Genomic DNA, 19,923 nt, shown 5'->3' with positions numbered 1-19,923 from the left:
CTTTGCTCTGCTTCAACCCACGCGACAGTTCCGGCCGTGCTTTTTGCGCGGGTTGAAGCAGAGCAAAGGGTGCCAGTGCCACCGATACCCGCCTGGCCGCCTCGCCCGGCCGGGTCGAGCGTCGGGCTGGGTCTGGGCGTACCGACAGCGCCGCCCCCGGCCCGGTGGGCCGGGGGCGTCCGTGTTCCGCGCCCTCCGGTGTCGGCCGTCAGACCGTCATCGGCAGGGTGGCCCGGCGGGCCCGCACGGCGGAGGCCAGGTGGTCGAGCACCTCGGCCGTGTCGTCCCAGCCGAGGCAGGCGTCGGTGACCGATCGGCCGTACTCCAGCTCCCGGGTGGGGTCGAGTTCCTGCCGGCCGGGCAGCAGGAACGACTCCAGCATCACGCCGGTGATGCCGCGTTGGCCGGCCGCCAGCTGGGCGGCCACGTCCGCGGCGACCTTCGGCTGGTTGCGGTGGTCCTTGCCGCTGTTGGCGTGACTGGCGTCGATCACCAGCCGCTCCGGCAAGCCGGCCGCGCGGAGCAGGTCGAGCGCGCCAGCGACCGACTCCGCGTCGTAGTTGGGCCGGCCGCCGCCGCCGCGCAGCACCAGGTGGCCGTCCGTGTTCCCCCGGGTGTGCATGATCGCCGGGGTGCCGGAGAAGTCGATGCCGGGGAAGACGTGCGGCACCCCGGCGGCGCGGATCGCGTCCACGGCGGTGCCGATGCTGCCGTCCGGGCGGTTCTTCATGCCGATCGGCATGGACAGGCCGGAGGCGAGCTGGCGGTGCACCTGGCTCTCCACGGTGCGGGCGCCGATGGCGCCCCAGGCCACCGTGTCCGCGATGTATTGCGGTGTGATCGGGTCGAGGAACTCGCAGCCCACCGGCAGGCCGAGGCGCAGCACGTCGAGCAGCAGCGCCCGAGCCAGCCGCAGGCCGGTGTTGACGTCCCCGCTGCCGTCCAGGCCCGGGTCGTTGATCAGGCCCTTCCAGCCAACCGTGGAGCGTGGCTTCTCGAAGTAGACCCGCATGACGATCAGCAGGTCGTCGGCCAGCTGGTCGGCTGCCGTGCGCAGGCGCTGGGCGTAGTCGAGCGCGGCGGCCGGATCGTGCACCGAGCAGGGGCCGACCACCACCAGCAGGCGGTCGTCCTCGCGGTCCAGCACGCGACCCGCCGCGCGACGGCCGGTCAACACGGCCGAGGCGAGCGAGGCGTCCAGGGGCAGCTCGTGGTGCAGCAGGGCGGGTGTGGTCAGCGGCACGACACGGTCGATCCGCTGATCACTGACCCGATCGGTCTCCGGGGTCGTCACGGTGGGCATCCTTCCGCCGACCGTGCCCGGGGCCGGTGCCCGGGACGAGCCGGCTGCTCGTACGCAAAAGGGCAGGAACGACAGCTCCTGCCCAGCCGGCTCGGTCCGTGGTGACGTCAGTTCATGGTGAAGTCACCGGCGTGCCAGCCGGCTGCCTAAACCATCGATACGAACGCGTCACGCGGCCAGCCTACCCGACCGGACGGGCTGCGCTGCGATCGTCCCAAAATGCGCACGATGAACACCGCGTGCCGGGGGCGAGGTCGGGGTAACAGGGGTGCCATGACAGACGAGCAGAGCGATCAGGACCGGGTGGAGTCCCGCGCGCACCTCCTGCCCGAGGAGGCGGCGGTGGGCAGCGACGACCCGGAGGCGCAGGCGGAGGCCATCCTCGCCGAGTCGGACATCCGTGCGACGGACCAGAACGCGGCCCCGGACACGGTGCTGGAACGTCGTACCTCGGATCAGACGGTGGTCGCCGTCGAACCGCCGGACTGAGCGCTCGCCCCGCGGGCCGGGGTCGGCCAGCGCGGCGAGCCAGAGCCGGGGGACGCGGGCGGCTCGCCGACCGACCGCACGTCACCTTTACGCCCCCGAGATCAGATAGCGTCGGGGCATGCCCGACAGCGGTTACCCCTGGCCCATCGAGACGTCCCGACTGGACAACGGCCTGCGTGTGGTGGTGAGTGAGGACCGCACCGCCCCCGCCGTGGCCGTCAACCTCTGGTACGACGTCGGCTCCCGGCACGAGCCGGCCGGGCAGACCGGCTTCGCCCACCTCTTCGAGCACCTGATGTTCGAGGGCTCCGTGAACGTCGCGAAGACCGAGCACATGAAGCTGATCCAGGGCTCCGGCGGCTCACTGAACGCCACCACCAACCCGGACCGCACCAACTACTTCGAGACGGTCCCGGCCGAACACCTGGAGTTGGCGCTCTGGTTGGAGGCCGACCGGATGGGCGGCCTGGTCCCCGCGCTCACCCAGGAAACGCTGGACAACCAGCGGGACGTGGTCAAGAACGAGCGCCGGCAGCGCTACGAGAACGTCCCGTACGGGGACGCCTGGCTGCGGTTGCTGCCGCTGCTGTACCCGCCGGGGCACCCGTATCATCACGCGACGATCGGCTCGATGGCCGACCTGAACGCCGCCGACCTCGCCACCTTCCAAGCGTTCCACCAGACGTACTACGCGCCCAACAACGCGGTGCTCACCGTGGTCGGCGACGCCACCGCCTCCGATGTGTTCGCGCTCGCCGACAAGTACTTCGGCGCGCTGCCCGCGCGCGATGACATCCCGCCAGCCCCGGACGGCCGTAGCGTCCCGGCGACCGGGCAGTCGGCCGCCGAGTCGGTGAGCGCCGACGTGCCGGCGCCGCGGGTGTACCTCGCCCACCGCACCTACCCGTTCGGCAGCCCGGCGTACAACGTGATCACCGTCCTCGCCACCGTCCTCGGCAGTGGCCGGGGCAGCCGGCTCTACCAGCGGCTGGCCGACGGTGAGCGGATCGCCCAGCCGGACCTGGTCGGGGCGTACGGGGTGGACCTCGCGCACGCCCCGGCACCGCTGATCGCCACCGCCACCGCCCGCCCCGGAGTGAGCGCCGAGCGGCTGGCCGAAGGGCTGGCCGCGGTCGTCGACGAGCTGGCCACCGTGCCGGTCACCGCCTCGGAGCTGGATCGGGCCAAGGCGTTGCTGAGCACCGGCTGGTGGCGTCAGCTGTCCACGGTGGATGGCCGCGCGGACCTGCTCGGCCGGTACGCCACGCAGTTCGGTGACCCGGCCCGCCTCGCGGACCAGTTGCCGGGCCTGCTCGCGGTCACCGCCGAGCAGATCGCCGAGGCCGCCGCCGAGGTGCTCGCCACCGACCGGGTGACCCTCACCTACCTGCCCGAGGAGACCTCATGACGCTGATCGCCGACCGTCCGGGCCCGGGCGCGGCCCGCCCGTACCGGTTCCCGCCGGTGGTCCGCCGTGCCGTGGCCGGTGGTCAGGTTGTCGCCGCGCACCTGCCCGGGCAGAACCTCGCCGTGGCGCTGCTGCTGCTCGACGTGGGCGCCGGCCAGGAGCCGGTCGGCAAGGAGGGCCTGTCCGGGGTGCTGGCCAAGGCGTTGGAGGAGGGCACCGCACAGCGGGACGCCGCCGCGTACGCGCTGGCCGTCGAGGGGCTCGGCACCGCGCTGATGACCGGGCTGGACTGGGATTCGTTCCAGGCCAGTGTGGTGATTCCGGTGGACCGGCTCAGTGTGGCCGTGGAGCTGCTCGCCGAGGCGGTCCGGACGCCCAAGCTGGATCCCGCCGACGTGCGCCGCGTTCGTGACGACGAGGCGACCGCACTCCGGATGGACTGGGCCAACCCCGGCCCGCGCGCCGACGCCGCGCTCCGCGCCGACCTGTTCGGCGCGGAAAACCGCTGGGGACGGCCGATGCACGGCGACCCGGAGTCGGTCGCCGGGTTGGACGTGGAGGACGTGACGGTCTTCCATTCCGAGTGGTTCCTGCGCCCCGGCACTCTCATCGTCGCCGGCGACCTGGAGCGGATCGACCTGGACGCGCTGGCCGCCGCGGCGTTCGCCGGCACCGGTGGCGGCCCGGCCCAGCGGGGCGGCCCCATCGAGGTGCCGCTGCACACCGGCCGGCGGATCATCCTGGTGGACCGGCCCGGCTCGGTGCAGTCCACGCTGCGGCTGGGCCACCCGTCGCCGCACCGGGCGCACCCCGACCACGTGCCGATGACGCTCGCCGGCACGGTCCTCGGCGGGGCGTTCACGTCCCGGCTCAACCACCTGCTCCGCGAGGTGCACGGCTACACGTACGGGATCCGGGGTGACTTCGCCTCGTCCCGCCGGTTCGGGCGGTTCGCGGTCAGCTCCAACGTGCAGACGGCGGTCACCGCGCAGGCCCTGGTCGAGGCGGTGGGTGAGATCACCCGTACCCAGGCCTCCGGAGTGACCGAGGATGAGCTGGAGGTTGCCCGGTCCTGGCGGGCCGGGCAGCTCTCGGTCGAGTTGCAGAGCCCTCGGGCGATCGCCTCCGCGCTGACCACGCTGGTCGTGCACGACCTGCCGGACGACTACCACGCTCGGTTGCGGGAGTCGCTGCTCGCCGCCGACGTGGACCAGGTCTCGGCGGCGGCGGCCACCCACCTGCACCCGGACGCGCTGACCCTGGTCATCGAGGGCGACGCCGCCATCATCCGCGACAACCTCACAGCCGCCGCCCTAGGCGACCTGATCGACCACCCCTAACCCACCCACCCCCACCCCCACCCCCCACCTCGTTGATCATGAAGTTGTTGTCACCCGGCGCGGCGTGTCGGGACAACAACTTCATGATCAACGGAGGGAGAGGCGGGGGTGTTGGAGGGGGTGGGGAGGGGTGGGGGGTGTGATGCGGGACCCGGGGGGTGGGAAAGGGGTCCCGGTTGTGGGGGTGGGCTGGGTAGCCTCGCGGGCATGAGGATCGGCATTGTGGGGGCCACCGGCCAGGTCGGTGGCGTCATTCGGCAGGTGTTGGCGGAGCGGGAGTTCCCGGCAGAGCAGGTGCGGTTGTTCGCCTCGGCGCGGTCCGCCGGGCGTACGCTGCCGTGGCGCGATGGCGAGGTGACCGTCGAGGACGCCGCGACCGCGGACTATTCCGAGCTGGACATCGTGCTCTTCTCGGCGGGTAAGAGCACCGCCCTCGAGCTGGCCCCCCGGGTCGCCGAAGCCGGTGCCGTGGTGATCGACAACTCCTCGGCTTTCCGGATGGACCCGCAGGTGCCGCTGGTGGTCGCCGAGGTCAACCCGCACGCGGCCCTCGACCGCCCGAAGGGCATCATCGCCAACCCCAACTGCACCACGATGGCCGCGATGCCGGTGCTGCGCCCGCTGCACGCCGAGGCGGGCCTTGTCGGCCTGGTCATTTCCACCTACCAGGCGGTCTCCGGTGCCGGGCTGGCCGGCGTCGCCGAGTTGGACGAGCAGGTCCGCAAGGTCGCCGAGCACGCCGCCGGGCTGGCCTTCGACGGGTCGGCCGTGGAGTTTCCCGCGCCGCGCTCGTTCGCCGAGCCGATCGCCTTCAACGTCCTCCCGCTGGCCGGTTCGATCGTCGACGACGGCTCGTTCGAGACCGACGAGGAGCAGAAGCTGCGCAACGAGAGCCGCAAGATCCTGGAGATCCCCGACCTGTTGGTCTCCGGCACCTGCGTCCGGGTGCCGGTCTTCACCGGCCACTCGTTGCAGATCAACGCCCGGTTCGCCCGGCCGCTCACCCCACAGCGCGCCCACCAGCTGCTGGCCGAGGCGCCCGGGGTGGCGCTGACCGACGTGCCGACGCCGTTGCAGGCCGCCGGCCAGGACCCCACCTACGTGGGACGGATCCGCGCCGACGAGACCGTCGAGTACGGGCTGGCTCTTTTCTGCTCCAACGACAACCTGCGCAAGGGCGCCGCGCTGAACGCGGTGCAACTCGCCGAGCTGGTCGCCGCCGAACGTCGCTGACCGTCGCCGTCGCTGTCACCATCACCGAGCCCTCGCCGTACGTCGGCGGGGGCTCGGGTTCGTTCCGGGTTGCCGCCGATGGTCGGGCGCGGCCATCGGTCGTGCTTGGATGGGGTTGAAGCCGACCGTCCCACCTGGAGGAAACCGTGCCGGATGACCGCACCCAGCAGGCGTTGACCGATCTGGTCGCCGGTCGCTCGATGGGCGTCCTCGCGACGATCAAGCGGGACGGGCGGCCACAGTTGTCCACCGTGCTCTACTCCTTCGACCGGGACGCGGGCCTGATCCGGGTCTCGGTCACCGACGGCCGGGCCAAGACCGCCAACCTGCGCCGGGACCCGAGGGCCAGCTTCCACGTCGGCAGCGAGGACGGCTGGGCGTACGCGGTGGTCGAGGGTCGCGCCGAGCTGACCACACCGGCCACCGAGCCCGGCGACGAGACTGTTGAGGAGCTCGTGGCGCTCTACCGGGGGTTGCGCGGCGAACACGCCGACTGGGACGAGTACCGGCAGGCCATGGTCGACGAGGGGCGGCTGGTGTTGCGCCTGCACGTGGAGCGGATCTATGGGATGCCGCCCAGGGGCTGACGCAACCGTCCCTGCCGAGGGTATACCGCCCTCCCGTGCCGGGTTCGCCGTCGCGGGACAAGGGGGAGGGGTGTGAACTGGACGCCGACCAGGGCAGCGACGACGCCGACGCGACCAGCGACGAGGCCCGCCCCGGTGGCCCGCCCCTGCGGCGGGAAACCTCCCGTCTGCTGTCGTTCAGCGACGGTGTCTTCGCCATCATCATCACGCTGCTGGTGCTCGACCTGGAGCCGCCCCAGGTCGGACGAGGTCAACTGCTGCACGCGCTGGTCGAGCACTGGCCGGCGTACCTCGCCTATGTCACGTCGTACATGTACGTGGCGGTGGGTTGGCTGAACCACCGAGCCGCCTTCAACCGGGTGAAGAACAGCGGAAAGGCCCCTGCAGTGGTACAACCTCGGAGTGCTGTTCAGCACCGCGCTGCTGCCGTTCGCCACCTCGGTCGTCTCGCAGGCCATGCGGCAGGGCGACCAGGCGGACCAGCGGGCCGGCGTGGTCCTCTACGGTCTGGTCGGCGTGCTGGTCGCGGGGAGCTGGCTCGGTCTGTACCACTACCTCGCCCGGCATCACGACCTGCTGGATCAGGCGGTGCCGCGTCGGTTCTTCCCGGGGGAACGGACGCGGGCTGCGGTCGGCCTCCTGGCGTACGGGCTGGCGATTCTCGTCGGATTCCTGGCCAGCCCGCTGTTCTCCCTGACGATCTTTCTGCTGCTGCCGATCTTCTACTCCCTGACCAGCAGTGGCCTCTACGAACTGCGGCGCCTGCGGCACCGCCACGGATAGCCCGGCGAGCCGATGGTGTTACCCGGTCCCGAACGGCGGGTAGACGGGGCGTGCCGACACCGAGAGGGGAGCACCATGACAACGGTCGGAGAGTTCATGACGACCCGGTTGGTGACGATGGACGGCAACGACACGCTCATCGCAGCCGCGCAGGAAATGCGTGACAGCGCCATTGGTGACGTGGTGGTGACCGACGGCGACAGCGTGGTCGGCATCGTCACGGACCGGGACATCACGATCCGAGGTGTCGCGGAGAACATGGATCCGGGCTCGACCCGGCTGAACCAGATCACCACCCGCGATGTGATCACAGTGAGTCAGTACGACGACGTCGTGGCCGCTGCGGACCTGATGCGTACGTACGCCGTACGTCGGCTCCCGGTGATTGACGACGGGCGCCTTATCGGCCTGGTCTCGATGGGTGACCTCGCGGTCGAGCGCGAACCGCAGTCGGTGCTCGCGGACATCAGTGCCGACGACCCGAACAACTGACCGTCCGCCGCAGGCACGCCGGCCCTCCCCGTGTGGGAGGGCCGGCGCGGTCTACCTCGGGCGTCTGCACCGGTATGCCCCCGTCCTGGGCGTCCCCCCTTCGCCCAGGACGCTGCCCGGCTGGTCCGCCAACACCCGGCCCTCACCCGATCCGGACGAGGTTGACCGGGGAACCGGCGGGGATCCGTGCGGGGACGTGTATAACGCCGGCCGTCCGCGCGACGCGAGCGCGGTGGGTGGATCCCGGGCCCGGCAACTGGGAGGAGTGGACCCGATGGTGGACGCGACCACGAGATTCTTCGAGGATCTGCACCGGCGGGGGTACGAACCCCTGCTGGCGAAGGCCTCCGGGACAATGCGTATCGACCTGCAAGAGGGGGCGCAGACCCGGCATTGGCTGCTGAGGATCGACCACGGCCGGGTGGACGTGAGTCAGGAGAACCGGGAGGCCGACACGGTGGTCGGGACGAGCCCGGTCCTCTTCGAGGACATCGCCTCGGGGCGTGAGCACGGCCTGGCCGCGCTGTTGCGGGGGGACGTGACGGTGTTGGGTGACGCTCGCCTGGTGGTGCAGGTGGAGCGGGTCCTCCCGGGTTCCCCGGACGCCCGTGGGCCCCGTCGGCGTTTCGCGGGGGAGGTGCAGCACTGATGGGGCAGAGCAACACGGTCCGGATCCTGGACGGCAACACGTTCGTCGTCTGCGAGGACACCGGTGACATCGAGGCGACGCCGAGCGAGCCGACCGGGCTCTTTTCCCTCGACACCCGATTCCTGTCGACCTGGGTGCTGACCGTCAACGGTGAGCGGCTCAACTCGCTCTCGTACGACGACCTCCAGTACTTCGAGTCCCGATTCTTCCTGGTTCCAGGGATGGCCACGCACTACGTGGACGCGAAGTTGTCGATCATCCGAGAACGCGCGGTGGGCAGCAGCTTCCGGGAGCAGCTCACCATCCTCAACCACGACGAGAAGCCGGTCGACCTGGAAGTTCGGATGGATGCGGCGGCGGACTTCGCTGACCTGTTCCAGGTCAAGGACGAGATTCTGAACAAGAAGGGCGAGATCTACACCGAGGTGGAGTCGGACAGGCTGCGGTTGGGATACCGCCGGGGCAACTTCCGACGGGAGACGATCATCACGTCGTCGGAGTCGGCCCGGTACGACAGCAAGGGGTTCGCGTACACCGTCCACCTGGAGCCCAACGAGCAGTGGGACGCCTCGATCGACGTCCAGACGCACGCCCTCGGGCCTCGCGGCCGGGACCTGCGGATGGGGGTACGGGTGCACGGCACCGAGCGACTCGCCCTCGAGCACGACCTGGAGCGGTGGATCGCCGACGCGCCCAAGGTCAACAGTGATGGCCGGGTGGCCAGCACGTACCGGCGCAGTCTGATCGACCTGGCGGCGCTGCGTTTCTCGCCGCTGTCGCTGGGCGGCGCAACCCTGCCAGCGGCCGGCCTGCCCTGGTTCATGACCATGTTCGGCCGGGACAGCATCTTCACCTGCCTGCAGACGTTGCCGTTCACCCCGCAGTTGTCGAAGACGACGCTGCGCATCCTGGCCTCCCTGCAGGGCAGCCGGTTCGACGACTTCCGGGACGAGGACCCGGGGCGCATCCTGCACGAGATGCGCTACGGCGAGACCGCGGCCTTCGAGGAGCAGCCGCACTCGCCGTACTACGGCTCGGTGGACGCGACGCCGCTCTTCATCGTGCTGCTCGACGAGTACGAGCGGTGGACCGGGGACGTCGCGCTGGTCAAGGAGCTGGAGCAGGAGTCCCGGGCGGCGCTGAGGTGGATCGACAACTACGCCGACATGGTCGGTAACGGCTATATCTGGTACGAGCGGCGCAACACCGACACCGGCCTGGAGAACCAGTGCTGGAAGGACTCCTGGGACTCGATCTCCTACTCCGACGGCACGCTGCCACCGTTTCCGCGGGCCACCTGCGAGGTGCAGGGGTACGCGTACGACGCGAAGATCCGCGCGGCCCGGATGGCCCGCGAGTTCTGGGATGACCCGGAGTTCGCCGACCAGTTGGAGCGGGAGGCGATGCAGCTGAAGGAGCGGTTCAACCGGGACTGGTGGGTGGCCGACGGTGAGTACTACGCACTGGCGCTGGACCCGGACGGTCGTCAGTGCGACGTCCTCAGCTCCAACATCGGCCACCTGCTGTGGAGCGGGATCGTCGAACCCGAGCGGGCGGAGAAGCTCGCGCGACACCTGGTGGGGCCGAGGCTCTTCACCGGCTGGGGGGTGCGGACGTTGGCCGAGGGAGAGGCCCGGTACAACCCGATCGGCTACCACAACGGCACAATCTGGCCGTTCGACAACTCGTTCATCGCCTGGGGCCTGCGCCGGTACGGCTTCGCCGACGAGGCCGCCACCATCGCCAGCGGCATCCTGGACGCGGCCACGTACTTCAATGGTCGGTTGCCGGAGGCGTTCGGCGGCTACCCGCGGGAGCTGACCAAGTTTCCGGTGGAGTATCCGACGGCGTGTAGCCCGCAGGCCTGGTCGACCGGCGCGCCACTGCTGCTGCTGCGCACCATGCTTGGTCTGGAGCCGCACGAGGGTCACCTGGCGGTCGAGCCGCTGCTGCCAATGGGGATGGGCCGGATCGAGGTGCTGGACATCCCGGGTCGCTGGGGTCGGATGGACGCGTTCGCCCGAGGCCGGCTGGACCGGCACAACCTCGCCGAATGACCGACTCGACCGCAGAACCGGCGGTGGCGCGCAACCCGGGTCGCCGCCGGTTCGCCACCCAGCCGATCTTCAGTCGGGCAGGGTAGATTCTGCGGATGCCGGAGCTCGTGTACCCGCCCGTTATCGCCACCGCCAAGACGCTGTTCCGGGTCCTCGACCTGAAGATCACCATCGAGGGCGGTCACCACGTACCCCGCACGGGCGGGGCGGTGCTGGCCAGCAACCACGTCAGCTACCTCGACTTCATCTTCGCCGGTCTGGGCGCGAACGCATCGGGTCGGCTGGTTCGATTCATGGCCAAGCACTCGGTTTTCGCGCACCGGATCGGCGGCCCGCTGATGCGCGGGATGAAGCACATCCCGGTGGATCGGCAGGCCGGTGCGGCCTCGTTCCGCGCCGCCGTCGCCGCTCTCAAGAGCGGCGAGGTCGTCGGCGTGTTTCCTGAGGCGACGATCAGCCGGTCGTTCACCGTCAAGGAGCTCAAGAGCGGCACGGTCCGGATGGCCCGCTCGGCGAAGGTGCCGGTGTTGCCGGTCGCGGTGTGGGGGACCCAGCGCCTCTGGACCAAGGGCCGCCCGCGCACGCTCACGCGCCGGCACACGCCGATCACTATCCTGATCGGCGAGCCGATCGACCCGGCGGATTTCCCGGACCCGAACGTGCTCGCCGCCGAGTTGACCACCCGGCTCAGCGCGCTCGTCGACCGGGCCCAGCGGGACTACCCGGACGCACCGGCCGGCCCGGACGACACCTGGTGGCAGCCCGCGCACCTGGGCGGCAGCGCGCCCACGCCGGAGGAGGCCATGGCTCTGGACGCCGCCGCCGAGCACCGCACCCCCAGCGCCTGACGCCGGTCTGGCCGGATCGTTCCGCACCCGGGCATGATGGTGTATGCCGGCGCGGGCCCCCGTCCGGCCAGGATCTTCAGTCATGAACAGAGCAGCACTCGTCGTGATCGACGTGCAGGAGTCCTTCCGTCAACGCCCGATCTGGGCGTACGGCTCCAACCCCGACCTGATCCGACAGGTCGAACGGCTGGTCGCCGCAGCCCGGGAGCGCGGCGACCTGGTGGTCTGGGTCCTGCACTCCGAGCCCGGCTCGGGCGGGTTGTTCGATCCCGCCGTCGGGCACGTGCGGCTGATCGACGGGCTGGTTCCGGCCGAGGGCGAACCGACGCTGATCAAGACCGCGCACAACGCGTTCACCGCCACGAACCTTCAGCAGCTGCTCACCCAGACCGGCATTCACGACATCATCGTCTGCGGCATCCGTACCGAGCAGTGCGTGGAGACCACCACCCGGGTCGGCGCGGACCTCGGCTACCGGATGACCTTTGTCACCGACGCCACGCTGACCTTCCCCATCCCACACCGGGACCTGCCGGAGACCGCCACGGTCGCGGAGATCCTCGCCGACCCGCGGACTTTGACCAACGAGCAGATCGTCACCCGCACCGAGTACGCGCTGGCCGGCCGCTTCGCGACCATCCGCACCGTGGACGAGGTGACCGGCGCGACCCTCGCCGGCGCTCGGAGCTGACGCGATGACCCGGGTCGTCTTCCTGCTGGTCCCGCAGCTGCACCTGCTGGACCTCGCCGGGCCGGCCCAGGTCTTCTCCACCGCCGCCGACCTCGGGTACGACTATCAGCTGCACTACGTCGCCGAGCGGGAGCAGGTGCCGACCGTTCAGGGCGTACCACTCGTCGCCGACCTCGGGTGGCCCGAGCTGACCCCGGACGACCTGGTGATCGTGCCCGGTTGGCGGCCGGCGGCGCACGGGCCGGAGGGGCCGGTGTCGCCCGGCGACCTGCGGCGGCTGGCCGAGCACCACGCGGCCGGCGGCACAGTGGCCAGCATCTGCGCCGGGGCGTACGCCCTCGGGCGGGCCGGGCTACTCGACGGCCGACGCTGCACCACGCACCACGAGGTGCAGGACGACCTGGCCCGGCGGCACCCGGCCGCCCGGGTCATCCGCGACGTGCTGTACGTCGTCGACGATCGGGTGGTCACCTCGGCGGGCATCGCCAGTGGCATCGACGTGGCGCTGCACCTGGTGGCTACTCGGCACGGCCCGGCGACCGCCGCGAAGATTGCTCGCACGCTGGTCGTCTACGCCCGCCGTAATGGGCACGAGCCGCAGGCCAGCGCGTTGATGCGGCACCGCTCCCACCTGTCCGACTCGGTGCACCGGGTGCAGGATCTGATCGACAGTCGGTACGCCGAGCCACTGCCACTGGCCGATCTGGCCGCCGCCGGCGGCGTGGCCCAACGGACGCTGACCCGGCTGTTCCGAGCGACGACCGGGCTCACTCCGCTCGGCTACCAGCAACTGCTGCGGGTCGAACGCGCCGAACACCTGATCGGGCACGGCACGACCGTGGAAGCGGCCGCGCGGACCGTCGGCTTCACCGATGCCCGGATGCTGCGCCGCCTGCGAGCCCGTTCCACGAGAACGGCTCCGGACCCGAGCGGTAGTAGTCGTCCCGGGAGTGGAACTCCACCGGCAGCGAGCCGGGCAGCGTGACCCGGGTGTCCCCGGCGAGCAGACCGGGGCCGGCCCGCAGCAGCAGCACGTCGCGTTCCTGAGCGGAGAGATCGACCAGTTGCGGGCGGCTGAGCCGGAACATGGCCACCGCCCGGCGGACCTGCCGGGCCAGTGCCGCGACCTCACCGGCCGGCCCGCCAAGGGCCAACGCCGGCTGCTGAATGGTGCGCAACGCGTCGCAGACGATCAGCAACTGCTGCTCGGCTGCCGGCAGCTCCAGCCGGGACGGCCACTGCCAGCGGATCTGCCCGCTCATCAGACCGTTCAGCCGGGCGGGCGGCCGGGACCGGGGTGTGTCGTCGACGACCAGAGACAACTGTGAGCCGCTGCCCACCCAGCAGATCCGCTGGTCGGTGACGGTCACCGCGACGGGCCCGGGCAGACGCCAACCGCGCCGCGCCTCCGTCGGCCCGAGCAGGTAACCCGCGACCTGCAACCGGTGCCGCCCGAGCACCCGCTCGCCGGGCACCGGACGCAGGTTGTAGCGGCGATCCAGAATCGGCCCCACATCTTCGTCCGGAGCATCGAACCGGTGGGGACCGATGAAGAAGGGGGACGCGTCGGAATGCATCGTCACGACCTCCCGGTCAGCTGGCTGTGCGGCTGTGCGGCCAAGCCTGACCGACCGGGGGGCCGCTGTCATGACGCCTGTTAGGGGGTCGGCCGGTCGTGCGCCGCAGTTGACCGGTAGATGCCAATCTCCTCCGGGCGGACGAGGCCGTCCTCGATTGCCCGGGCGAGTAATGCCGCCTTTGTGGCGGCTGGTCGCCCCGCCCGGGTGTATTTGATCCGCGCCCGATCGACGTACTGCTTCACCGTGTGCTCGCTGATCTGCATCCGGCGGGCCACCGACGCCTTCGACATCGACTGGAACCAGAGCAGCAGCGCCTCACGCTCCTTGTCGGACAGCATCGGCCGGTCCGGCCGGGGGTCGCCGACCATCGCGCCGGCCAGCGCGGGCGGCACGTACGGGCGGTCGCTCGCGGCGGCCAGCACGGTCGCCACGCAGTGCTCCCGGCCCTCGTGCTTGGCCAGGAACGCCACCGCCCCGGCGTCCAGTGCGGCGAGCATCGTCTGCGGATCGGTGTGTTCCGAATAGACCACCACCCGCCGCCCGGCGGCGCTCAGCTCGGCCAACTTGTCCAACGCCATCCGCCCGTGCAGGCGCAGGTCGAGCAGCACGACGTCGGCATCCGGCGCGGCCCCCAGCACCTCGTCCGGGTCGTCCCCGGTGGCCAGCACCGTCAGCCGCGGCTCGGTGGCGAGCCAGGCGCGAACCCCCTCGACCACCACCGGGTGGTCGTCGACGATCGCCACCCCGACCGGCCGTTCACCGGTCACCGGAGCCATCGGGTCTGCGCCCATCTGATGTTCCCGTCCCGTTCGTAGAGTTGCTGCACCGGCCCATCGTCATGCTCCCCGAGCGGCGGGCCGGTCGCCTCCGGCCCCTCCCGGTCCGGTGTGACCAGGCTGACCACCACCTCGCTCGGGCCGGAAACCACGGTCAGTCGGGCCCAGCCCCGGGCGTCGGCGAGGATGCCGGTGAGCGGGTCGGCCAGCCGGCGTCGGATCTCCACCGGCAGCGGTGGCGGGGTGCCGATGGTGACCAGGTCGATCGGCAGACCGTTGCGTTCCGCCAGGTCGGCGGCGGCCCGCAACTCGTGCAGCAGCGGGTCGGGCACGTCGTCGGACTCGGCGATCAGTCGGCGCAGCCGGGCGGCGGCCAGCATGCACCGGCGCTGCACCTCCGGGTCGTCCGGGTTGGCCTGACCGGCGGCCAACTCCCCGAGCACCCGCCCCGCTGCGGAACTGACCAGCGCGAGCCGGTCCCGGCGTTCCCGACGGCCACGCTCGGCGGCATCCCGCTCCGCGGCCATCGCGTGGCCGGCGGCTGAGACGGCGGCCCGCTTCCGAGCCAGGCCCACGATCGCCGCGCTGCCCACGAACACCGCCACCGGCAGCGAGAACGTGCCGTATACGTACATCACGTAACGGGCCACGTCGGCCGGGTCGGGGCCGTGCCCGAGCACAGCGACCAGCGCGATCAACGCGTGCGTGCTCAGCAGCGCGACAAGCCCCGCGACCCGCCGACCCCACAGCGCCAGCACGAAGAACCAGCCGAGCGTGCCCCACACCCAGTTGGCGGCGGCGAACAACTGCCGCTCGCCGACCGCGACGAAGACGGCCGCGTCGACGGCCAGGAGCAGCCCGGCCAGCGGCCACGGTGGCAGCGGCGAGCCGCGCAGCAGTCGCACCCCGGCCACCGCGCCGGCCACCGCGACCAACGCCCAGGCGCCGAGCACCACCGCCGGGGCGGCGAACTCCGCGCGGGCGCCCAGCACCGCCGGCAGCCCGATCGCGGTGTGCCAGGCCAGCGCGATGGCGACGGCGACGATCCGGGCTCCCCGGTCGGACGCGTGCGCCACGGCAGCCGGTGCGGCGAGCCCCGCTGTGGACACCGCCTCCCGGGGTGCCGGCACGCTGGTCAGGTCCGGCGCCTCCGGTACGCCGGTCGGGCGCACCGGGGCGCCGAGGTCAGCCGACACCGGGCCACTCCAGCCGGATCCGGGTGCCCGCGCCGGCTGCCGAGTGCACGTCGGCCCGCCCACCGACCGCCACCATCCGGCCGCGGATCGACTCGCGCAATCCGTACCGGTGGGGCGGGACGGTGGCCGGGTCGAAGCCGGGGCCGTCGTCGGCGACCTCGACCACGACGCCGATCGCGTCCCGGCTCAGCCGCAGCGTGGCCCGCGCGCCCGGTGCGTGGCGGACCACGTTGGACAACGCCGCGTAGGCGCTCTCGCTGATGGCGTCGGCCACGCCGGCGGGGACCGTGCACGAGGCCAGGTCCAGACTCACCGGAAGCTCGGGCAGACGGCCCGCCACCAGCCGTAACCGCCCGTCCAGCGGCACCGGGCCGTCGCCGGCCACCGGGCCGACGTCGGTGAGCGCGACGAGGGTACGCAGGTCGGCCGCGCACCGGTCCCGAAAGGCTGCCGAGGGCCCGGCCACCGCGCCGAGCCCCACCATGGTCAGCGTGCCGAGCACGGTGTCGTGCAGGTCGCGATTGTGCTGGTGTTCGGCGTCACGGGCTGCTCGGGCGACCAACGCCTTTCGGGTCAGCCGCTGATGCTCGACGAACGCGCGGTCCGCACGGCCGATCCGTCGGCGCATCACCCCCGTCATCATCGCCGTGCAGGCGGTCTGCACCAGCAGAGTGGTCGCGTGCGCCCGAGCTTCGGTGGGGTTGCCGGCCGCCTGCGCGCCCGTCGCGTACGTGGCGAGGATGAGCAGCCCCGCCGGGATCGACAAGCGCGCCGGGGCGGTGGCCTGTGTGTTGATCACCGTGGTGCTGGCCAGCACCGCGATCCAACTGCCCTCGCCGGGCAGCACTCGGGGTGCCACCAGCACGGGGATGAGGAGGCAGGCCGCCGCGGTGACGGCAACGTCACCGGCGACCAGGGCCGGGGTGATCCCGTGGCGCAACGCGCGGTGCGCGTACCAGAGCGACCAGCCGGTCAGCGCGGCCACACCGGGCAACAGCAGGGCTGGTTCGACCGGCGAACCCGGCACCGACAAAGCCACCACGGCGCCGACCAACCCGCAGGTCAGCCGCAGCAACGCCGGCAACGTGGTGAAGATGAGGCCGAACGCGCCACCAGCCGGATTGTCCAGCGTGGTTGGCGGCACGGTTCGGGTGGCAAGGGCCGGCATCGGGAAGTGTCCTTCCGACAACGACCCGGTCCGGGCCCGCGCGGCGGAGATCGACATCGGACAATAGCATGTTCGGTAACGAGCGACGACCCATTGTGTGCGGAGTGTCGCTAATGCGTCACCCTGCGCTGCGAAGCTGGAGCCGGACGAGCCCGGCCCGGCCCAGATCGTCGAGACGCCCCCACGGGCCGGCGAGGCTTCCTCCGTGCCGGACACGGCGACGCCGGCACCAGCCGACTGCGCGACCCCGGCGTCCCGTTTCGCGGTGCTACGCCCGCTTGCTGGGACCCATCTGAGCTGGCCGTAGCGCTGAACCCGGCCTGTTGTCGGAGGTGCCCGCTACGGTCCCGTTCATGGCAGCCAGGATCACCCTGACACTCGACTCCGCCGACGCGCAGGTGCTCGCCGCGTTCTGGAAGACGGCCTTGGGCTACATCGACGAGCCACCGCCACCGCCCTTCGCGACGCGCGAGGAGTGGTTCGCCCAGTTCGACCTGCCAGAAGACGACCTTCCCGAGCACGGCGCGTGGCTGTGCGACCCGGATGGCGTCGGCCCCTACCTCTCCATCCTCAACGTCCCCCGAGCCCAAGACGGCGAAGAACCGGCTCCACATCGACATCCGGGTGCCGGGCAACGGCAGTCCCGACGAGCGGTGGGCGCGGATCAGGGCGGAGGCCGAGCGGCTGGTGAAGGCCGGCGGGAGTGTCCTGGAGGAGGTCGACCGGCACCACGTGGTGATGGCCGACCCCGAAGGCAACGAGTTCTGCGTCGCCGCCACCGCAGCCTGACGGGCGAGTCCGGGCGGGCGGCTGGCCGTAGGCCAGTCGCGGTCTATCGCTGTTCTGTGTGGCGGCCGGGTCAACCCAGACGGCCGTCTTCGGCCCGGGAGCCTTTCGGCAGCCGGTCCCGCCGGCGCAGGGGATCCGGGGAGGCTGGACGGTCTACGACTGCCGACGAGGAGATCCACTCCAGTTGGTCCGGTGCAGGGCCACTCCATGCCGGGTGGTCGGCGGCGGCCCGGATGGCCGCAGGCTCGGCACAGGTACGATGACGACGCCACCCCGTGACCAGCCGATCGGAAAGCACGGCCAAATGACAGGAATACCCGCTGCCGCGCTGGTGTCGATCCTCGTTCTGCTCGTAGTGCTGGCTAGCGATGTATGGATTTACGCGGACGCCAAGGAGCGACTGAGGCGCGGGAACCCGGTCGCTGTCTCGCTTGGGTCTTTCCGCCTGGAGACCCCGGAGGCGTGGTTCTTGGGCTGTCTGATCATCTGGGTTGTGTTCTTCCCGCTCTACCTGACGGCCTCGGGGCGGAATCCCTTCGCTCACAGCAGGGGCTGACGCGCCGGCTGTTGAACACCGGGGCCGTGATGATTACCGAGTCGGGGGCGTCGTGGACGGTTCTGCTACGGGTGACACGGGTGGTACCCGGTTGTACCTGCGGCCACAACGCGTCCACTCTGGCGATTCGGTTGCTCGGCACGCACGGCCAGGCGTAGCCGCGTTGGCGCAACACCCCGAGGCTCTGGGACTGCCCTCGGCAAGCTGGCCAGCCCGCGCAGGCGGCCCGTCCATGAGGACTTCACCGACGGCACGCACAACGTCGCAATTACCGGCAACTGGTCGGGTTGGATCCTGGAGGGCAACACCGGTTGGGGTAACGCTGCGGTGAACGCGGGCGGTAACAGTGATGCGGTTGTGCAGGTCCCGGCCTGGGCCGGCGGAGGGGGTCAACCAGCACCAGCGCTCGCGCGGTTGGGCGTTCCTCTGTGGAAATCTTCGTCGAGGGATTGCCGAAGGACACCTACACCTTCACCGCGAAGTACCGCGTGCAGCCGCCCTCCGGCTCACCGTCCGCCTTCTTCGCCAACCGCGTGATCAAGGTTCATCCGTACTGACCGCGAACCGCAGGCATCGAGGCCGCTTACCTAGCCGGTAGGCGGCCTCGCGTGCTGTGCAGATTCGGGTTTAGCGGCTACCGCCAGCGCCCGCCGTTGTGGGTTGCCTTGGCCACGTCGAGCAGGTGGGCCAGGCGGTACCGCAGCACTCGCGCCTGCCCCACGGAGAGCAGCAGGCTGGCTGCGGCGCTGCCCTCGACACTGGTCAGCGCGACCATCGGCTCAGCGGCCGGGTGCAGGGCTTGCACCAGGGCCACGTCGACGATGAACGCCTCCGGCCGGTTGGTGTCGAGGTGGCGGGCGCGTGAGCGATGCTGGCCCCGGCGCTGGCAGTCGCCCCGGTCGCACCAGCGCGGGTGGCCCTGGTCGGTTGGCTCGTCGGCAAGGGTGCCCGTCGGGAAGACGTGCACGTAGCCGCAGGGCCGGTCAACGTCCGGTGCCATGCCGACCGGGTGGGCGTCCATCCCGGCTTTGGCGACCACGGCGGTGACGTGGATCGTGTGCGCGGGGCAGGTGTACGCGCAGGCGTCGAGAGAGTCGTCTGTGTACAGCTCGATTCGGACCGTCGCTGGTTCTCCACAGGCGGGCGGAGTGGGTAGGGTGCGCATGGGTCGCCTCCTAGCTAGGCGATCAAGGCCCCGGTCAAGCGCTCGCAACGCTGGCCGGGGCCGTCTGATTGCGGGCCAAATTAGCAAACCGCATTTGGCCTACGTGCGCAAGGGGTAACGCTCTGTTGCTAGGCCAAATGACGATCGCGAATCAGACGCCCTGGTTGGCTAGTGAGATCATCTGCCATGTGGCCAACCGACTAGCGGACGCTGTGCGCGCGTTTCACATGGCGCAGGCGACCGCTGCTTCTTCCGCCCAGCGCGCAGCCGAGGATCGGGAGAAGGTCACCGAGGCCCGCGACCGGCTGGCCGACGCCATTGTGGAAGCCGCCCGAGCCGGCATGCGCCAGATCGACATCGTGCGGGTAACCGGCTACACCCGGGAGCGCGTGCGCCAGATCCTCCGCGCCCACGGCATCACCCCGGATTAGCCCCGCTGTCCAGCTCCGCCGCGAAGAAACTCGCCGCGGGCTTCAGGATCTGGTTGGCCCGCCGCAGCTCACGCACTTCCCGTTCCAGGGCGGCGAGGCGTTCCGCGTCGCTGCTGATGGTGCCGAGACGCTCCCCGGCGTCGGTCTCGGCCTTCTTCACCCACGTGCGCAACGCCTCTGGGTGAACCCCGAGCTGACCAGCGATCCGACGGATCGCTCCCACCGCCGACGCCGGATCCCGGCGGGCCTCGACCGCCAATCGGGTCGCACGCTCACGCAGCTCATCGTTGTACTTCTTCGGTGCGGGCATAGCTGGTGTTCCTCCCAGGTTTCGATGTCTCCATCAAACCCGGTGCGGAATAACCGACCACCACCGTCGGTG

The 19,923-nt window shown here is 71.0% G+C and carries 22 protein-coding genes and 2 pseudogenes; 17 read left to right on the top strand and 7 right to left on the bottom strand.

The window, feature by feature from the left end; all coding sequences use genetic code 11:
* Positions 1–208: 208 nt before the first annotated feature.
* Positions 209–1,303, bottom strand: coding sequence for a 3-deoxy-7-phosphoheptulonate synthase (locus OG811_RS04720; RefSeq protein ID WP_406072400.1), 1,095 nt, complete (start codon positions 1,301–1,303; stop codon positions 209–211).
* A gap of 273 nt (positions 1,304–1,576) precedes the next feature.
* On the opposite strand from OG811_RS04720, the gene OG811_RS04715 reads away from it, so the two are divergent.
* From OG811_RS04715 to OG811_RS04655, 13 genes and pseudogenes are all read left to right on the top strand, one after another.
* On the top strand, positions 1,577–1,792 hold the full coding sequence (locus tag OG811_RS04715; protein ID WP_406072398.1) for a hypothetical protein: 216 nt from the start codon (positions 1,577–1,579) through the stop codon (positions 1,790–1,792).
* A 118-nt stretch (positions 1,793–1,910) separates the two neighbouring features.
* Positions 1,911–3,200, top strand: a complete 1,290-nt coding sequence (locus tag OG811_RS04710; RefSeq protein ID WP_406072397.1) for a M16 family metallopeptidase — start codon at positions 1,911–1,913, stop codon at positions 3,198–3,200.
* Entirely contained in the window at positions 3,197–4,540 is a 1,344-nt protein-coding gene (locus OG811_RS04705; protein ID WP_406072395.1) for a M16 family metallopeptidase, read from the top strand. The genes OG811_RS04710 and OG811_RS04705 overlap by 4 nt, the downstream gene beginning before the upstream one ends.
* Positions 4,541–4,747: 207 nt before the next feature.
* Positions 4,748–5,773 carry an aspartate-semialdehyde dehydrogenase gene (locus tag OG811_RS04700; RefSeq protein WP_406072393.1) on the top strand — a complete coding sequence of 342 codons (1,026 nt, stop codon included), beginning with the start codon at positions 4,748–4,750 and terminating at the stop codon, positions 5,771–5,773.
* Positions 5,774–5,919: 146 nt separating this feature from the next.
* Positions 5,920–6,360 (top strand): PPOX class F420-dependent oxidoreductase, encoded by a 441-nt coding sequence (locus OG811_RS04695; protein ID WP_406072391.1) that lies wholly within the window; start codon positions 5,920–5,922, stop codon positions 6,358–6,360.
* 35 nt (positions 6,361–6,395) lie between these two features.
* Positions 6,396–6,674: pseudogene (locus OG811_RS04690) on the top strand (TMEM175 family protein); the annotation flags it as partial.
* 88 nt (positions 6,675–6,762) lie between these two features.
* Positions 6,763–7,143: a hypothetical protein gene (locus tag OG811_RS04685; RefSeq protein WP_406076023.1), complete on the top strand. Its 381-nt coding sequence runs from the start codon at positions 6,763–6,765 to the stop codon at positions 7,141–7,143.
* Between the two features lie 75 nt (positions 7,144–7,218).
* Positions 7,219–7,635, top strand: a complete 417-nt coding sequence (locus OG811_RS04680; RefSeq protein ID WP_406072389.1) for a CBS domain-containing protein — start codon at positions 7,219–7,221, stop codon at positions 7,633–7,635.
* 274 nt (positions 7,636–7,909) lie between these two features.
* On the top strand, positions 7,910–8,284 hold the full coding sequence (locus OG811_RS04675) for an SCP2 sterol-binding domain-containing protein (protein WP_406072387.1): 375 nt from the start codon (positions 7,910–7,912) through the stop codon (positions 8,282–8,284).
* Complete coding sequence (locus OG811_RS04670) at positions 8,284–10,341, top strand: glycogen debranching N-terminal domain-containing protein (RefSeq protein WP_406072386.1); 2,058 nt, start codon at positions 8,284–8,286, stop codon at positions 10,339–10,341. The genes OG811_RS04675 and OG811_RS04670 overlap by 1 nt, the downstream gene beginning before the upstream one ends.
* A 95-nt stretch (positions 10,342–10,436) precedes the next feature.
* Positions 10,437–11,189: a lysophospholipid acyltransferase family protein gene (locus OG811_RS04665; RefSeq protein ID WP_406072384.1), complete on the top strand. Its 753-nt coding sequence runs from the start codon at positions 10,437–10,439 to the stop codon at positions 11,187–11,189.
* Positions 11,190–11,271: 82 nt separating this feature from the next.
* Positions 11,272–11,880 (top strand): cysteine hydrolase family protein, encoded by a 609-nt coding sequence (locus OG811_RS04660; RefSeq protein ID WP_406072382.1) that lies wholly within the window; start codon positions 11,272–11,274, stop codon positions 11,878–11,880.
* A 4-nt stretch (positions 11,881–11,884) separates the two neighbouring features.
* Entirely contained in the window at positions 11,885–12,865 is a 981-nt protein-coding gene (locus OG811_RS04655) for a GlxA family transcriptional regulator (protein WP_406072380.1), read from the top strand.
* Here OG811_RS04655 and OG811_RS04650 read toward each other — a convergent pair.
* The 4 genes from OG811_RS04650 to OG811_RS04635 all read right to left on the bottom strand — a co-directional run bounded on the left by OG811_RS04650 (position 12,747) and on the right by OG811_RS04635 (position 16,600).
* Positions 12,747–13,457, bottom strand: coding sequence for a hypothetical protein (locus OG811_RS04650; protein ID WP_406072378.1), 711 nt, complete (start codon positions 13,455–13,457; stop codon positions 12,747–12,749). The two genes, OG811_RS04655 and OG811_RS04650, sit on opposite strands and share 119 nt — an antisense overlap.
* Positions 13,458–13,537: 80 nt before the next feature.
* A complete protein-coding gene (locus OG811_RS04645; protein ID WP_406072376.1) occupies positions 13,538–14,251 on the bottom strand; it encodes a response regulator in 714 nt (237 codons plus the stop codon).
* Positions 14,224–15,432, bottom strand: coding sequence for a hypothetical protein (locus tag OG811_RS04640; RefSeq protein ID WP_406072375.1), 1,209 nt, complete (start codon positions 15,430–15,432; stop codon positions 14,224–14,226). The genes OG811_RS04645 and OG811_RS04640 overlap by 28 nt, the downstream gene beginning before the upstream one ends.
* On the bottom strand, positions 15,422–16,600 hold the full coding sequence (locus tag OG811_RS04635) for a sensor histidine kinase (RefSeq protein WP_406075526.1): 1,179 nt from the start codon (positions 16,598–16,600) through the stop codon (positions 15,422–15,424). The genes OG811_RS04640 and OG811_RS04635 overlap by 11 nt, the downstream gene beginning before the upstream one ends.
* A 543-nt stretch (positions 16,601–17,143) precedes the next feature.
* Between OG811_RS04635 and OG811_RS04630 the strand changes: the two genes are divergently transcribed.
* The 3 genes from OG811_RS04630 to OG811_RS04620 all read left to right on the top strand — a co-directional run bounded on the left by OG811_RS04630 (position 17,144) and on the right by OG811_RS04620 (position 18,502).
* Complete coding sequence (locus OG811_RS04630; RefSeq protein ID WP_406072374.1) at positions 17,144–17,389, top strand: VOC family protein; 246 nt, start codon at positions 17,144–17,146, stop codon at positions 17,387–17,389.
* Between the two features lie 304 nt (positions 17,390–17,693).
* The gene (locus OG811_RS04625; protein WP_406072373.1) at positions 17,694–17,945 is read left to right on the top strand and encodes a hypothetical protein; all 252 of its coding nucleotides are present in this window, start codon (positions 17,694–17,696) and stop codon (positions 17,943–17,945) included.
* 428 nt (positions 17,946–18,373) lie between these two features.
* On the top strand, positions 18,374–18,502 hold the full coding sequence (locus tag OG811_RS04620) for a hypothetical protein (protein WP_406072372.1): 129 nt from the start codon (positions 18,374–18,376) through the stop codon (positions 18,500–18,502).
* A gap of 77 nt (positions 18,503–18,579) precedes the next feature.
* On the opposite strand, the gene OG811_RS04615 is transcribed toward OG811_RS04620, so the two are convergent.
* The gene (locus OG811_RS04615; RefSeq protein ID WP_406072370.1) at positions 18,580–19,110 is read right to left on the bottom strand and encodes a hypothetical protein; all 531 of its coding nucleotides are present in this window, start codon (positions 19,108–19,110) and stop codon (positions 18,580–18,582) included.
* 137 nt (positions 19,111–19,247) lie between these two features.
* Here OG811_RS04615 and OG811_RS04610 point away from each other — a divergent pair, with 137 nt between their 5' ends.
* Positions 19,248–19,541 (top strand): hypothetical protein, encoded by a 294-nt coding sequence (locus OG811_RS04610; protein WP_406072368.1) that lies wholly within the window; start codon positions 19,248–19,250, stop codon positions 19,539–19,541.
* Between the two features lie 7 nt (positions 19,542–19,548).
* Here the strand turns inward: OG811_RS04610 and OG811_RS04605 are convergent.
* A pseudogene (locus OG811_RS04605) lies at positions 19,549–19,851 on the bottom strand (transposase); the annotation flags it as partial.
* Positions 19,852–19,923: the final 72 nt, after the last annotated feature.

Source organism: Micromonospora sp. NBC_01638 (assembly GCF_045209745.1).
In the GTDB taxonomy this organism is placed as follows: domain Bacteria; phylum Actinomycetota; class Actinomycetes; order Mycobacteriales; family Micromonosporaceae; genus Micromonospora.
Note: the sequence above shows the minus strand (reverse complement) of the source record. Positions and strands in the feature narration are given on the sequence as shown.